This window comes from Glycomyces sp. NPDC047010 (assembly GCF_040644205.1).
Classification (GTDB): domain Bacteria; phylum Actinomycetota; class Actinomycetes; order Mycobacteriales; family Micromonosporaceae; genus Glycomyces.
The window spans coordinates 30,779-44,382 of the sequence record NZ_JBEYVY010000010.1; the positions used below are offsets into that span (position 1 = coordinate 30,779).

The window sequence follows — 13,604 nt, forward strand, 5'->3', positions numbered from 1 at the left end:
CGCGGGCGTGCGACCCTGAACGTGAGGCATTCCCGCAGCTCGCGGCCGACCGGCCGCGGCGCGCCGCTCATATTAGATGTTGACAATGATTGTCATGACGGAGCAGGGTTCAAACATGCGCCGATCCAGCTTGCTCATCCTCCCCATCGCCGGCCTCGCCGCCGCCGGCACCCTCGCCGCGTGCGGCGGGGAAGGCGGCTCCGACGACGGCACCACCAGCGTCGTCGCCGCGTTCTACCCCCTCGCCTACGCCACCGAGCAGGTCGGCGGCGACGACGTCTCGGTCACCAACCTCACCCCCGCCGGCCAGGAGCCCCACGACCTCGAACTCGCCCCCTCCGACATCGCCGCCATCGAAGAGGCCGACTACATCGTCTACCTCAAGGGCTTCATCCCCGAACTCGACGCCGCCATCGAGGAGTACGCCTCCGACAAGGCCCTCGACGTGTCCACCGCCGTCGACACCATCGGCTACGACGCCACCCAGGCCCTCGCCGAGGACGACCACGACCACGCCGAAGAGGACCACGCCGAAGAGGAGGGCGAGGACCACGAGCACGACGAGCTCGAAGGCACCGACCCCCACGTCTGGCTCGACCCCACCCGCTACGCCCAGATCGGCACCGCCATCGCCGACGGCCTCGCCGGGATCGACGAGGCCAACGCCGCCGACTACACCACCGCCGCCGACAAGTTCACCGCCGACCTCGCCGACCTCGACGCCGAGTTCACCGACGGCCTCGCCGCCCGCACCGGCGACGCCATCGTCACCTCCCACGCCGCGTTCGGCTACCTCGCCGACCGCTACGGCCTCACCCAGGTCGCCATCTCCGGCCTCAGCCCCGACCAGGAGCCCGACTCCCAGCGCATGGCCGACGTCGCCCACTACGTCGAGGAGAACGCCGTCACCACCATCTTCTTCGAGACCCTCGTGTCCCCCGACATCGCCGACACCCTCGCCGCCGAGTCCGGCGCCACCACCGCCGTCCTCAACCCCCTCGAAGGGCTCACCGACGACCAGGCCGACGCCGGGGACGACTACTTCACTGTGATGCGGGAGAACCTGGCCGCGTTGCAGACCGCCCTGGGCGCGGCGTAAGGCAGCATTACCCAGATGCCCGTCCTCACCGTCCGCGGCGCGACCGTCTCCTACGGCGGCCGCGCCGTCGTGCGCGGCGCCGACCTCGCCGTCGCCCCCGGAGAGGCCGTCGCCCTCATGGGCGCCAACGGCTCCGGGAAGTCCACGCTCATCAAGGCCGTCGCCGGACTCGTCCCCCTCGCCGGCGGGACCATCGAGCTGTTCGGCACCCCGCAGAAGCGCTTCCGCGAATGGAAGCGCATCGGCTACGTCCCCCAGCGCACCGGCGCCGCCTCCGGCGTCCCCTCCACCGCCGCCGAAGTCGTCTCCCAAGGACGCCTCGCCCACCGGACGCTCGGCATGCCCGCACGCCGCGCCGACCGCGACGCCGTCGCCCGCAGCCTCGCCGAAGTCGGCCTCGCCGACCACGCCCACTGCTCCGTCGACACGCTCTCCGGCGGCCAGCAGCAGCGCGTCCTCATCGCCCGCGCCCTCGCCACCGACCCCGAACTGCTCATCATGGACGAGCCCACCGTGGGCGTCGACGCCGAGACGCAGACCGCGCTCGCCGCCGTCGTCGCCGACCGGATCGACGCCGGATGCGCCGTCCTCCTCGTCACCCACGAACTCGGCCCGCTCACCGACCGCCTCGACCGCGCCGTCGTCCTCGCCGACGGGAAGGTCGTCCACGACGGCGCGCCCCCGCGGCCCGTCGGCGAGCACGCCGACCCCGCGCACGACCACGCCCATCCGCACGCCAACGGCCACAACGGCACCGACGACCTCTGGGGCGGCAAGTGATCTTCGAGTACTTCCAGTACGAGTTCATGCAGCGCGCCCTCCTCAGCGCGCTCGTCGTCGGCCTCTGCGCCCCCACCGTCGGCGTGTTCCTCGTCCAGAAGCGCCTCGCGCTCATCGGCGACGGCCTCGGCCACGTCGCCCTCACCGGCGTCGCCGTCGGCTTCCTCACCGGCGCCGCCCCCGTGTGGACGACCCTCGCGGTCACCGTCGCCGCCGCCGTCGTCATGGAACTGCTCCGCGCCAAGTCCAAGACCTCCGGGGACGTCGCCCTCGCCATGCTCTTCTACGGCGGCCTCGCCGGCGGCGTCTACCTCACCGGCATCGCCTCAGACAAGGGCATCGCGAACCTCCAGCAGTACCTGTTCGGCTCGCTCCTCACCGCCGGGTGGTCCGAGGTCTGGACCATCGTCATCGGCGGCGCCGCCGTCGCCGTCCTCATGCTCGTGCTGCGGCCCTGGCTCACCGCGATCTGCGCCGACGAGCAGTACGCCCGCGTCTCGGGGCTCCCCGTCGCCGCCCTCAACCTGCTCCTGCTCATCACCACGGCGGTGACCGTGTCCGTGTCCATGCGCGCGGTCGGCATCCTCCTCGTGAGCGCGCTCCTCGTCATCCCCGTGGTCACCGTCCAGCAGTTCACGCGCTCCTTCAAGACCACCATGTTTGCGTCCATGGCCGCCGGGTTCCTCATCTCCGGCGCGGGCGTCCTCACCTCCGCCGCCCAGGACGTGCCGCCGGGCGCGACCATCGTGCTCATCGGGGTCGCCGTGTTCCTCGCCACCGCCGTCATCGCGGCCCTCACCCGCCGCGTCCGCCAGACCCGGCGCCGCCATCTGCCCCCGGAAGGCGAGCCGCTCGAAGTCGAACTGCCCGCGAAAGCATGACCGCCGCGGCACCTGGGACCTCACCGGGCCCGGCGACGCGATATTTTTGCGGAGTGCGGACCGAGACCGAGCTAGCCGAAGAATCCACGCCCGCCGACTACGAGTCGGCGGGGGAGCTGCTGCGCGCGCTGGCCGCGCCGCTGCGGATCGCGATCGTCATGGAGCTGGCCGCGGGCCCGAAGTACGTGCACCAGATCGTCGAGACGCTCGGCGTCACGCAGCCGCTCGTCTCGCAGCACCTGCGGGTCCTGCGCGGCGCGGGCATCGTGCGCGGCACCCGGTCGGGCCGGGAGATCTCGTACTCGCTCATCGACGACCACATCGCGCACATCGTCACCGACGCCGTCAACCACGCCAGGGAGGAGCACTAGTGGCCACCAAGCCCCCGGCCGAGAACATGGCCAGGTCCACGAAGCAGCGGACCGCGATCCTCGACCTGCTCGAACACGACGACGCCTTCCGCAGCGCCCAGGACCTCCACGCGATCCTCCGCGACGCCGGGTCCAAGATCGGCCTGACCACGGTCTACCGCACCCTCCAGGCGTTCGCCGAGGCCGACATCGTGGACGTCATGCGCCTGCCCGGCGGCGACCACCTGTACCGGCTGTGCGCCGCCGAGGAGCACCACCACCACCTGGTCTGCCGCTCGTGCGGCAAGACCGCGGAGGTCGCCGGGCCGACCGTGGAGCGCTGGGCCAACAAGGTCGCGGCCGAGCACGGGTTCACCGACGTCGGGCACACGCTCGAACTCCACGGCCTCTGCGCCGACTGCTCGCGTACCGCGGCCGGACAGTAGGGTAGGCACCGTGCTGGTTGTATATCGTTTCGCCGTAACCGAAGGCGAGACGGAGAGCTTCTCGCGCGACGCCGAGGACGCCCTCGCGGCGCTCGCCTCCTGCGGCGGCTACGTGCGCGGCGGGCTCGGCCGCGCCCTCGACGACTTCGACGCCGCGGACCCGGTCTGGATGCTGTGGACCGAGTGGGACGACGTCGGCTCCTACCGCCGCTCCCTCTCGAACTTCCAGGTCAAGATGTCCACGCCGCTCCTGTCCCGGGCGCTGCCCGAGGCGTCCGGCTTCGAGGTCCTCGCCGAATGCGCGCCGGGCGGGACGCCCTACCGCACCGACTCGGACCGCGAGGCCGACCCCGAGGCGGCCCGCCGGGAGGCCGCCCGATGAGCGACCGCGACGCCGCGCGCCCCGACGGGGCCGCGCCGCACGACCCTGGAGCAGTCCCCGCAGACCCGGCCCCTGAGCAGGTCCAGAACCCCGAGGAAGTACGGGACGCCGCGCCCGGGCCCGAACCGGTGCAGGAAACCGCCCCCGAGCGGGTCCAGAACACCGCCCCCGAGCCCGAGCTCGTCGAGCACGTCGAGCCGCCGCTCGAACCGGTCCCCGACCGCGAGCCCGCGCCCGAGCCGGAGGCGCCCGCCACGCACGACACCGGGCCGATCGAGATCGAGCCGCACACCTCCGTCGAGGCCGTCGCCGAACCGGCCGCGCCCGCGCAGGTCGCCCCCGAGCCCGGGGCCGCCCCGATCCCGTTCGAGCCCGAGCCGTCCGTCCCCGAGCCCGCAGAGGTGCAGGTCGCACTGAACAGCGGCGCCGACACCGGGACCGACCTGGGGACCGCCGACACGCTCGCGCTCCCGCCGACCACCGCGGCCGTCGAGCCCACGCCGCCCGTGGTCTCCTCCGCGCCCCCGCCGCCCCCCACGGGCGTCCCGGTGCCGTTCGCGGCCCCGCCCACCGAGCGCAACGGCGGGCGCTTCGCGCTCAAGCTGGTCCTGGGCATCGGCGGCGGCACGATCCTCGTGACCGCGGTCGTCATCGCCCTGTTCATGGCGTTCGCGACCTTCACGAACTCCGTCACCGACCAGATCGAGGCCACGGCCGGGGACTTCGTCGCCGAGCTCGCCGACGAGGACTGGGACGGCGCGTACGCGATGCTCTGCCCCGACATGCGCGAGCGCCCCGCCGACGACTACATCGCCGAATGGCAGTCCTGGGACGCGGCCTCCGCCGAGGTCCAGCCGCTTGGCTACAACGAACTCGACGTGCGGGTCCGCCTCGCGGACGGCTCGCAGATCGCGCTCGTCGTCCCCGTCGAGCAGACCGCGCAGACGATCGGCACGAGCGTCTGCGGCTGGTACACCGTCGAGGACTAGCCGCTGTACGGCGGCTGCGGTGAATACGGCTGCGGCGGTTGGCCTCCCGGCCCCTGCTGGGGTCCCGGGTACTGCTGCGGCGGCCCGTACTGGCCCTGCGGCGGCATCCCGTACTGCGCCTGCGGCACCACCACGATCAGCGCCGTCCCGCCCTTCCCCGGCGTCCAGGCCCGCACACTGGGCGTGAGCACCGCGATGAACAGGACGATGACGAGCAGCGCGGTCAGGTCCTGGCGGCCCACGCCGATCAGCCACGGCGTCTTGTCCGGTGGCAGCGCGTACCGGCTGTACCTGACGTAGTCCATCGTCTGCGCGACGCCGATGAGCCCCCACGGCAGGACCAGGACCGAGGTCCACACGGTCGTGAACACGCGCGCGCCGAACGAGCCGCGCAGGACGCCGAGCAGCGTGATGAACGCGAAGACCACGGTGAGGACCCCTGCCACCGCGAGGATGAGGATCATCCCGGTGCCGTACGACGAGGCCACGTACTCGATGCCGAAGCCGCCGTTGTTGAGCGCGATGAGCGACCGGATCGAGCCGAACGCGGTCCAGGCGGCCACGGCGAGGACCAGGCCCGCGAGGACTGCCGCGAACGTCGCCGTACCGGGCCGCGTCGCGGGGCGCTCGGGGGCCGCGCCCTGGGCGAACCCGCCGGGGGCGCCCGGGAGCTGCACCTCGCCTCTCTGGATGCGGTGCATGAGGATCCACTGCCGCGCGGACTTGGAACACAGGAGGCCCAGGAGCGTCGCGTAAAGGCCGCCGAGGACGATGCCGACGAGGAGCGAGACCCAGCCGGTCTCGATGAAGACGATCCCGAAGACGATCGCGACCGCGCTGATGGCGAGGCCCAGGATCGCGGAGACCAGCGACCAGATCCACGCCCACCGCTTGCCGCGGGTGATGTGGATGCCGGAAGTGAGCGCCTGGACCGTCGAGTACACGGCGAACGCGAGCCCGATGAGGCTGAACGGGTTGAAGTAGTTGACCAGGCCGATCGCCGAGCCGATGTCGCCGATGCCCGCGAGGGCCGTGAAGATCCACAGGATCACCTGGATGCCGGTGATCGTCCCGGGCTTCGCCATGGTCATCGCGGGCGGCGGGGCCTGCCCGGGGATCGGCTGGTCGGGGCGCTGCTGCATCGGGCCGTAGGCGCCGCCGGGGCCCGCCTGCTGCTGCGGGGGCGGGGACGCCGGCTGGTGCTGGAGGTGCATCCGGTCGGGCGGCGGGGGCGGGAAGGTCATCGGGGCGGGTTCCTCGCGGTCGTGGACGGCACGGTCGTCTGCGACGCGGCCGGGCGGTTCGGTAGCGGCCACCTTACCGGAAGCGGACCAGCGGGGGTGGCCGCTCGGAGCGGGGTTTTCACGCGTCCCGGGGATGCGGCGGTTTGCTAGTCTGACTGACGCTGAACGACCTCCGATCAGAGCAGGACGCGCCGTGTCTGAGACAACGCCCACTTCCCATACGTTCCAAGTGGACCTGCGCGGACTGGTGGACCTGCTCTCGCACCACCTGTACTCCTCGCCGAAGGTGTACGTGCGCGAGCTCCTCCAGAACGCGGTCGACGCCGTCACCGCGCGCCGCCAGATCGACCCCGGCTTCGCCGCCGAGGGCGCCCCGGTGCGGATCACCGCCGAGGGTGCGCGGCTGCTCATCACCGATCCCGGTGTGGGGCTTACGGTCGCGGAGGTCCACAAGCTCCTCGCCACGATCGGCGGTTCGTCCAAGCGGGACGAGGAGATCGAGGGCGCGCGCCGGGACTTCCTGGGGCAGTTCGGGATCGGCCTCCTCGCGTGCTTCACCGTGGCGTCGGTCATCACCGTGACCTCCAAGTCCGCGAAGGACCCCGACGCGCCCGTGGTCCGCTGGTCCGCGCGCGACGACGGCTCCTACACCGTCACCGAGGTCCCCGACGCCGAGCACCCCGAGCCGGGCACCACGGTCGAGCTGACCGGCCGCCCCGGCGAGGACTGGCTCCAGCCGCACCGCGTCGTCCAGCTCGCCCGCGAGTACGGCTCCCTGCTGCCGGTGGACGTCACCGTGTCCGGCGGCGGCGCCCCCGAGCGGATCACCGACACGCCGCCGCTGTGGGAGCGGCAGCACCCCAACGCGACCGCGCGGCGCGTCGCCCTGAACCGCTACTGCGAGAACGTCATGGGCTTCCCGCCCCTCGACGTCATCGACCTCGACGTGCCGCTCTCCGGGCTCAAGGGCGTCGCCTTCGTGCTCCCGCACGCCGCGTCCCCCTCCGCCCGGCCCGCGCACCGCGTGCACCTCAAGCGGATGCTGCTCACCGAGACCGCCGACAACCTGGTCCCCGAGTGGGCGTTCTTCGTCCGCTGCGTCGTGGACACGGACTCCCTGCGCCCCACCGCGTCCCGCGAGTCCCTCTACGACGACGAGGCCCTGGCCGTGGCCCGCGACGCGATCGGCGCGCAGATCCGCGAGTGGATCTCCCGCCTCGCCGCCGAGGACCCGAGCCGCCTGGAGGCGTTCCTCGCCGTCCACGAGCTCGGCGTCAAGGCCCTCGCCCGCCACGACGAGGAGCTGCTCGCCGCGATGCTCCCGTGGCTGCGGTTCGAGACCACCGCCGGGCGCACCAGCCTCCCCGAGTTCGCCCGCGCCTACCAGCCGGTCTACCTCGCCTCCACGGTCGACGAGTTCCGCCAGGTCGCCCAGATCGCCGCCGCCCAGGGCATCGGCGTCGTCAACGGCGGCTACACCTACGACGCCGAACTCGTGCAGGCCCTGCCGCGCCTCGACCCCGACGTGAAGATCGAGAACCTCCAGCCTGGCGTCATCTCCGCGAGCCTCGACCCCGTCCCCGCCCGCGAGGAGCTGGCCCTCCAGTCGTTCCTGGCCGCCGCCCGCGCCCGCCTCGACGCCGTGGACGTCGACGTGGTCGTGCGCGAGTTCAACCCCGTCTCGGTGCCTGCGCTGCTCCTCGACGACCGCGAGGCCCGCCGCGAACGCCAGCGCGCCGAGGCGGAGGCGCAGGCCGACGACCTGTGGGGCGGCATCCTCGCCTCCATCAAGCAGCACGCGCCGCGCGCGCAGCTGGTCCTCAACCACCGCAACCCCACCGTGCGGCGCGTCAGCGGCATCGCCGACGCGGACCTGGCCGGGACCGCCGTCGAGTCGCTGTACGGGCAGGCCCTGCTCATGAGCCACCGGCCGCTGCGCAGCGCCGATACCGCGCTCCTCAACCGCTCCTTCATGAACCTGCTGGAACACGTTACAAAGGATTAGACGAACCCCCGCCGAGAAAGACCGAGGACCCGCGATGGCCACTCCCGACCCCGACGCGATCTGGCGTCTGCTCAACGAGGCCCGCTTCGAGGAGGCCGGCGAGGCGAAGGTCGCGGCACTGGAGCGGGCCGTCGAGGCCGCGGACGCGGTCGGCGACCCAGAGCTGGTCAACTACGCGCTCAACGGCCTGGTCGACGCCTACGAGTTCTCCCGCGACTCCACGCGCCTGCTCGTGCCGTTCGCGCGGCTCCTGCGCTCCTTCGACACCCGGCCCGAGCACTTCGACGCGTACCTGACGCGCTCCCTGTACTGGACGTTCAAGTGGATCGTCGACTCGATGATCGAGCAGCCGGACGTGCCGCTCGAATCGATCGAGCACTGGCTTCAGGAGATGCGCCGCCGCTACGCCGAGGCCGGGTACTCGATGCACGCGCCCGCGGCCTACGAGATGCAGCTGGCGTTCCACACCGGCGACTACGACCGGGTCGCGCGCGCGATCGAGGCCCTCGGCGAGGCCGAGGAGGACGACATGTCCGACTGCACCGCCTGCCAGTTCACGACCCTCGCCACGATCGTGTTCTACGCCGAGGAGGACTCCGCGGACGCGGCCATGGAGATGCTCGAACCGGTCCTCGCGGGCGAGCACTCGTGCGCCCACGAGCCGCACTACGGGCTGGCACTGTCGCTGCTGCCGCTCGTGGAGCTGGGCCGCCCCGGCGAGGCCCGCGCGAACCACCTGCGCGGCTACCAGATGTGCCGCGGCAAGGAGGACATGGTCCCCATGATCGCGCTGCACATCGAGTTCTGCGCGCTCACCGGGAACGAGCACCGGGCCGTGGAGATCCTCGCCGACCACGCCCGCTTCTTCGACCTCGACCTCGGGGTCCGCGAGCGCCAGCGGCTCCTGGAGGTCGCCGTGCTCACGTGCCGCCGCCTCGCGGCCCTCGGGTTCGCCGACGCGGCCGTGCCCGGCCCGGGCGGGCGCGAGTGGACCGCCGCCGGGCTGCACGACTGGGCCGAGGCCGAGCGGACCGCGATCTGCGCCCGCTTCGACGCCCGCAACGGCAGCGACCACCACTCCCGCATGTCCGCGTGCGTCGTGGAGTCCACGCCCTACGACGAGCCGGTCCACCTGGGTCTCAAGGAGCCCCGCGCCGTCGAGGCCCGCGTGGAGCTGCCCGCGGACGAGCCCGTCGAGGGCCCCGCGCTCGACGCGGCCATCGACGCCGCGTACGCCGCGTACGACGCGTGCTCCCCGGACACGTGGAAGGCCTGGCTGAAGGTCGGCGCCATCGCCGACCGGCTGGGCATCGAGCTGATCGCCGAGCACCGCGCCGAGATCGCCCACGCCGAGTCCGCGCGCGCCGACGACCCCGAGGCCGTGGAGGCGGGGCTGCGCCGCGCCGTGGCCCTCTTCGGCACCGCCGGCCAGCCCGGCCGCGCGCTCGTCGCCGAGGCGTTCCTGCTCATCCACCGCGCCGAGGCCGCCCCCGCCGAGGTGAAGGCCGGGGCCGCGCAGGTCGCCGCCACGGCACAGCGGCTGCGCGGCGAGCACCGCATCGACGACCGCAGCCTGCACACCAGCCAGGTCCTCGCCATGCGCGCCGAGTACCTCACCGGCGACCCCGCCCCCGACCTCGACGCCCGCGCCGAGGCCCTCGACGCCGAACTCGCCGACCTGCCCGACCGCCGCTACGCGCTCATCCGCCGCTGCGACCTCCTCGACCTGCGCGCCCGCCTCACCGACGACACCGACGCGAAGACCTGGCTGCTCACCGCCGAACGCGACGTCGCCCGCGCCGCCGACGCCGGATGGGCCGTGGCCCGCGCCAGCGCCGACCTCGCCGACCAGATCGGCCTCGCCGGCGACTTCGAGCAGGCGTACGCCGTCACCCGCGACGGCCTCACCGCCCTCGGCGACGAGCCGAGCCGCACCATCGCCGCGAAACTCCACCTCCAGGCCGCCGAGTTCTGCATGCGCCGCGGCGACCACGCGGGCACCTACGAGCACGCCCTCGCCGCGTCCGTGCACTGCGACGCGGTCGGCATGGCCGTCCCCGGGGCCGTCGCCCGCCACCTCATGGGCACCGCGCTCGTGGAGCTGGACCGGCGCGCCGAGGCCGTCCCGATCCTCGAAGCGGCCCTCGACGACCTCCCCGACGCGGAGGCGTGGCGGGCCTGCAACATCCGCTTCAACCTCGCCGAGGCGTACGACAAGCAGGACGACACCCGCCGCGGCGTCGAGCACGGCCTCGCCGCGCTCGCGCTCATGGAGACCCGCCCCGAGCTCGGCCGCGCCCCCCTCTACGCGGACACGCTGTTCCTCACCGGGGAGCTGCTGGAGAAGCTCGGCGAGCACGACCACGCCCTGGAGGTGTACACGCGCGCCGCCGAGGCCGCCGAGGAGATCGGCGACCTCACGTCGTGGGCGCGGGTGAGCCGCGCCCGGGTGTGGCTGCTGCGCACGATCTCCGGGGACGCCGCGTTCGGCGAGGGCCTCCAGTCGATGGCGCACATCGCCGCGGGCCTGATCGCGCAGCGCGCCGACCGGGACCTGCCCGATGAGGTCCGCGAGGCGGCCCGCTTCGAGCTGGGGGAGACCTACCGGCAGCACGCGCAGCTGACGTTCCAGTTCCTGGAGTCGCAGGCCGGGGACCCGGGGCTGCGCCGCGACGAGGCCGAGCCGGTGCTCGACCTCCAGCGGCGGGCGCTCGCGGTGTTCCGGGACGGCCCGCTGCTGCTGGAGCGGGCGTCGCTGACGGCGCACCAGACGATGTGGCTGCTGTCGGAGCTGGGGGACGCGGCGGGCGCGGTGGAGACGGGCGAGGAGGCCCTGGGCTGGCTCGCGTCGCCGGAACACGCGGAGGCCCGGGAGGGCTTCGTGCAGCACCTCGCGGATCTGCGCGGGGGCGCGGCGGGGGCTTGACGCGGCGGCGCGGTCGCGTGACGCGGCGGGCCTGACGGCGGCGGGGCCGCCCGCGCGAGGTACGCTTGCGCACTGGCGGCATGGGCGCACACTTGGTGTGTCCGAACGTTCAGCACCTGGTCGAAACTGGGTTGAACATCCGCCGAAAAGCGAACAGTCTGTTCGCGGAACCTATCCGCAGTCTCACCGACCGCCAGCCGGATCGAGAGGAATCATCGTGTCCCAGGACCGCACCGAAGCGCTCATCAGCCTGTCCAAACGCCGCGGCTTCGTCTTCCCCAGTTCGGAGATCTACGGAGGCACCCGCTCTGCTTGGGACTACGGCCCGCTCGGTGTGGAGCTGAAGGAGAACATCCGCCGCGAGTGGTGGAACGCGATGGTCCGGGAGCGCGACGACGTCGTCGGCCTCGACTCCGCCGTGGTCCTCAACCCCCAGGTGTGGGTCGCCAGCGGCCACCTGGAGGAGTTCACCGACCCGCTCACCGAGTGCCAGTCCTGCCACAAGCGCTTCCGCGCCGACCACCTCGTCGAGGCGTACCAGGAGAAGCACGACGGCGCCGAGCCCGAGGGCGGCCTCGCCGACCTCGCGTGCCCGCACTGCGGGGCCCGCGGCTCCTTCACCGAGCCGCGCATGTTCAACGGCATGATGAAGACGTTCCTGGGCGCCGTCGAGGACTCCGAGAACACGCACTACCTGCGCCCGGAGACCGCGCAGGGCATCTTCGTGAACTTCACGAACGTGATGACGGCCTCGCGCCGCAAGCCGCCGTTCGGCATCGCGCAGACCGGCAAGAGCTTCCGCAACGAGATCACGCCGGGCAACTTCATCTTCCGCACCCGCGAGTTCGAGCAGATGGAGATGGAGTTCTTCGTCGAGCCGGGCACGGACGAGGAGTGGCACGAGTACTGGCTGAACGAGCGCTGGAACTGGTACACCGGGCTCGGCCTGTCCGAGGCGAACCTGCGCCGCTTCGAGCACCCGCAGGACAAGCTGTCGCACTACTCGAAGCGCACCGTCGACATCGAGTACCGCTTCAACTTCGCGGGCAGCGAGTTCGGCGAGCTCGAAGGCATCGCGAACCGCACCGACTTCGACCTGTCGACGCACTCGAAGCACTCGGGCGCCGACCTGTCGTACTTCGACCAGGCCAAGGGCGAGCGGTGGACGCCGTACGTCATCGAGCCCGCGGCGGGCCTGACCCGCTCGGTGCTGGCGTTCCTGCTGGAGGCGTACGACGTCGACGAGGCCCCGAACACCAAGGGCGGCGTCGACAAGCGCACGGTGCTCCGCTTCGACCCGCGCCTGGCCCCCGTCAAGGCCGCGGTGCTGCCGCTGAGCCGCAACGAGGACCTGTCGCCGAAGGCGAAGGACCTGGCCGCGCGCCTGCGCCGCCACTGGAACGTCGACTTCGACGACGCCGGTGCGATCGGCCGCCGCTACCGCCGCGCCGACGAGATCGGCACGCCGTACTGCATCACCGTGGACTTCGACACCCTGGAGGACCAGGCCGTGACGATCCGCGACCGCGACTCGATGAAGCAGGAGCGCGTGGCCCTCGACCAGGTCGAGCGCTACCTCCTCGAACGGCTCTAACCGCCGCCCATCGTCCGGGGGCCGATCTCGATCCTGTCGAGGTCGGCCCCTTCGGGTATCCAGGAGGCGTGCAGGTCCAGCTCCTGCACCGACTCGCCCGCGGCGACGGTGCGCCAGCCCGCGGAGCCGAGGTCGAACGAGAACGGGTCCTGCCCGGCGGGGAGGCCGCCGATGAGCACGCCTTCCTCGTCGCGGAACATGATCGACACCCGGATCTCCTGCTCGACGGCGCTCTCCACGGAGTAGTGGACGCGGTAGCCGTCGGGGCTGAGCAGCGGGTCCACCGCGAGCACCGACAGCTCCGGGAGGGGCGCGACGTACACCCAGTCCTGCTGCTCGGGGGTGAGGTCGGCGGGTTCGGGGGCGAGGAACGAGGGCTCGCGGGAGGTCAGGCGCAGGCTCTCCACGGGCAGGTCGAACAGGGCCGCCGAGAGCACGAACCCGAGCTGCACGGTGGTGTCGGCGGGGATCGGGTTGGGGTAGAAGCTCTCCAGGTCGTCCTCGGTGCCGTCGGCGGCGACGGCCCACACGTCCAGCGAGCCGGGCGTGAGCATCGCCGTGTCGTACGGGTTGCGCAGGACCGCGCCGAGGATCACCCGCGGCGTCCCCAGCTCGTCGACGACGGGGCTGAACCCGTACTCCAGGATCTCGAACTCGACCTGCGGCCCCGAGGTGAAGTCGGGGGCGAGCGCGGGGGAGGTGCCCAGTTCGGAGACGTCGGCGACGCCGTCGTCGGGGAGCGGCTGCCATTCGAGGGACACCGCCAGGGCCGCCGCGCAGGCCGCGAGCGCCACCGCGAACGGCAGGTGCGGCATGGGCGCGGTCCGGTGGACGACACGCGCCGCGAACCGCCGCAGTCGCCTTGCGGGGGCGCTGATCCAGCTGGTCGAGGGCATCGGGGGTCCCGT

At 72.5% G+C, this 13,604-nt stretch carries 12 protein-coding genes; 10 read left to right on the top strand and 2 right to left on the bottom strand.

The window, feature by feature from the left end:
* Positions 1 to 115: 115 nt before the first annotated feature.
* The 7 genes from AB0A65_RS19795 to AB0A65_RS19825 are packed head-to-tail and all read left to right on the top strand — an operon-like array spanning position 116 to position 4,927.
* Positions 116 to 1,099, top strand: a complete 984-nt coding sequence (locus AB0A65_RS19795) for a zinc ABC transporter substrate-binding protein (RefSeq protein ID WP_359953102.1) — start codon at positions 116 to 118, stop codon at positions 1,097 to 1,099.
* A 15-nt stretch (positions 1,100 to 1,114) separates the two neighbouring features.
* Positions 1,115 to 1,879 (top strand): metal ABC transporter ATP-binding protein, encoded by a 765-nt coding sequence (locus AB0A65_RS19800; protein ID WP_359953104.1) that lies wholly within the window; start codon positions 1,115 to 1,117, stop codon positions 1,877 to 1,879.
* Entirely contained in the window at positions 1,876 to 2,760 is an 885-nt protein-coding gene (locus tag AB0A65_RS19805; protein WP_359953105.1) for a metal ABC transporter permease, read from the top strand. Before AB0A65_RS19800 ends, AB0A65_RS19805 begins: the two co-directional genes overlap by 4 nt.
* Positions 2,761 to 2,813: 53 nt before the next feature.
* On the top strand, positions 2,814 to 3,131 hold the full coding sequence (locus tag AB0A65_RS19810) for a metalloregulator ArsR/SmtB family transcription factor (RefSeq protein WP_219926487.1): 318 nt from the start codon (positions 2,814 to 2,816) through the stop codon (positions 3,129 to 3,131).
* 26 nt (positions 3,132 to 3,157) lie between these two features.
* Positions 3,158 to 3,556 (top strand): Fur family transcriptional regulator, encoded by a 399-nt coding sequence (locus AB0A65_RS19815; protein WP_359953489.1) that lies wholly within the window; start codon positions 3,158 to 3,160, stop codon positions 3,554 to 3,556.
* A gap of 10 nt (positions 3,557 to 3,566) precedes the next feature.
* Positions 3,567 to 3,938, top strand: a complete 372-nt coding sequence (locus AB0A65_RS19820; protein WP_359953107.1) for an antibiotic biosynthesis monooxygenase — start codon at positions 3,567 to 3,569, stop codon at positions 3,936 to 3,938.
* A complete protein-coding gene (locus AB0A65_RS19825) occupies positions 3,935 to 4,927 on the top strand; it encodes a hypothetical protein (RefSeq protein ID WP_359953109.1) in 993 nt (330 codons plus the stop codon). Before AB0A65_RS19820 ends, AB0A65_RS19825 begins: the two co-directional genes overlap by 4 nt.
* Here AB0A65_RS19825 and AB0A65_RS19830 read toward each other — a convergent pair.
* Entirely contained in the window at positions 4,924 to 6,171 is a 1,248-nt protein-coding gene (locus tag AB0A65_RS19830) for a hypothetical protein (RefSeq protein WP_359953110.1), read from the bottom strand. The genes AB0A65_RS19825 and AB0A65_RS19830 overlap by 4 nt on opposite strands.
* 133 nt (positions 6,172 to 6,304) lie before the next feature.
* Here AB0A65_RS19830 and AB0A65_RS19835 point away from each other — a divergent pair, with 133 nt between their 5' ends.
* From AB0A65_RS19835 to AB0A65_RS19845, 3 genes are all read left to right on the top strand, one after another.
* Positions 6,305 to 8,176, top strand: coding sequence for an HSP90 family protein (locus AB0A65_RS19835; protein WP_359953112.1), 1,872 nt, complete (start codon positions 6,305 to 6,307; stop codon positions 8,174 to 8,176).
* A gap of 34 nt (positions 8,177 to 8,210) precedes the next feature.
* A complete protein-coding gene (locus AB0A65_RS19840; RefSeq protein WP_359953114.1) occupies positions 8,211 to 11,102 on the top strand; it encodes a hypothetical protein in 2,892 nt (963 codons plus the stop codon).
* 217 nt (positions 11,103 to 11,319) lie between these two features.
* Positions 11,320 to 12,696, top strand: coding sequence for a glycine--tRNA ligase (locus AB0A65_RS19845; RefSeq protein WP_359953116.1), 1,377 nt, complete (start codon positions 11,320 to 11,322; stop codon positions 12,694 to 12,696).
* Here the strand turns inward: AB0A65_RS19845 and AB0A65_RS19850 are convergent.
* Positions 12,693 to 13,592, bottom strand: a complete 900-nt coding sequence (locus tag AB0A65_RS19850; protein WP_359953118.1) for a hypothetical protein — start codon at positions 13,590 to 13,592, stop codon at positions 12,693 to 12,695. The genes AB0A65_RS19845 and AB0A65_RS19850 overlap by 4 nt on opposite strands.
* Positions 13,593 to 13,604 lie beyond the last annotated feature (12 nt).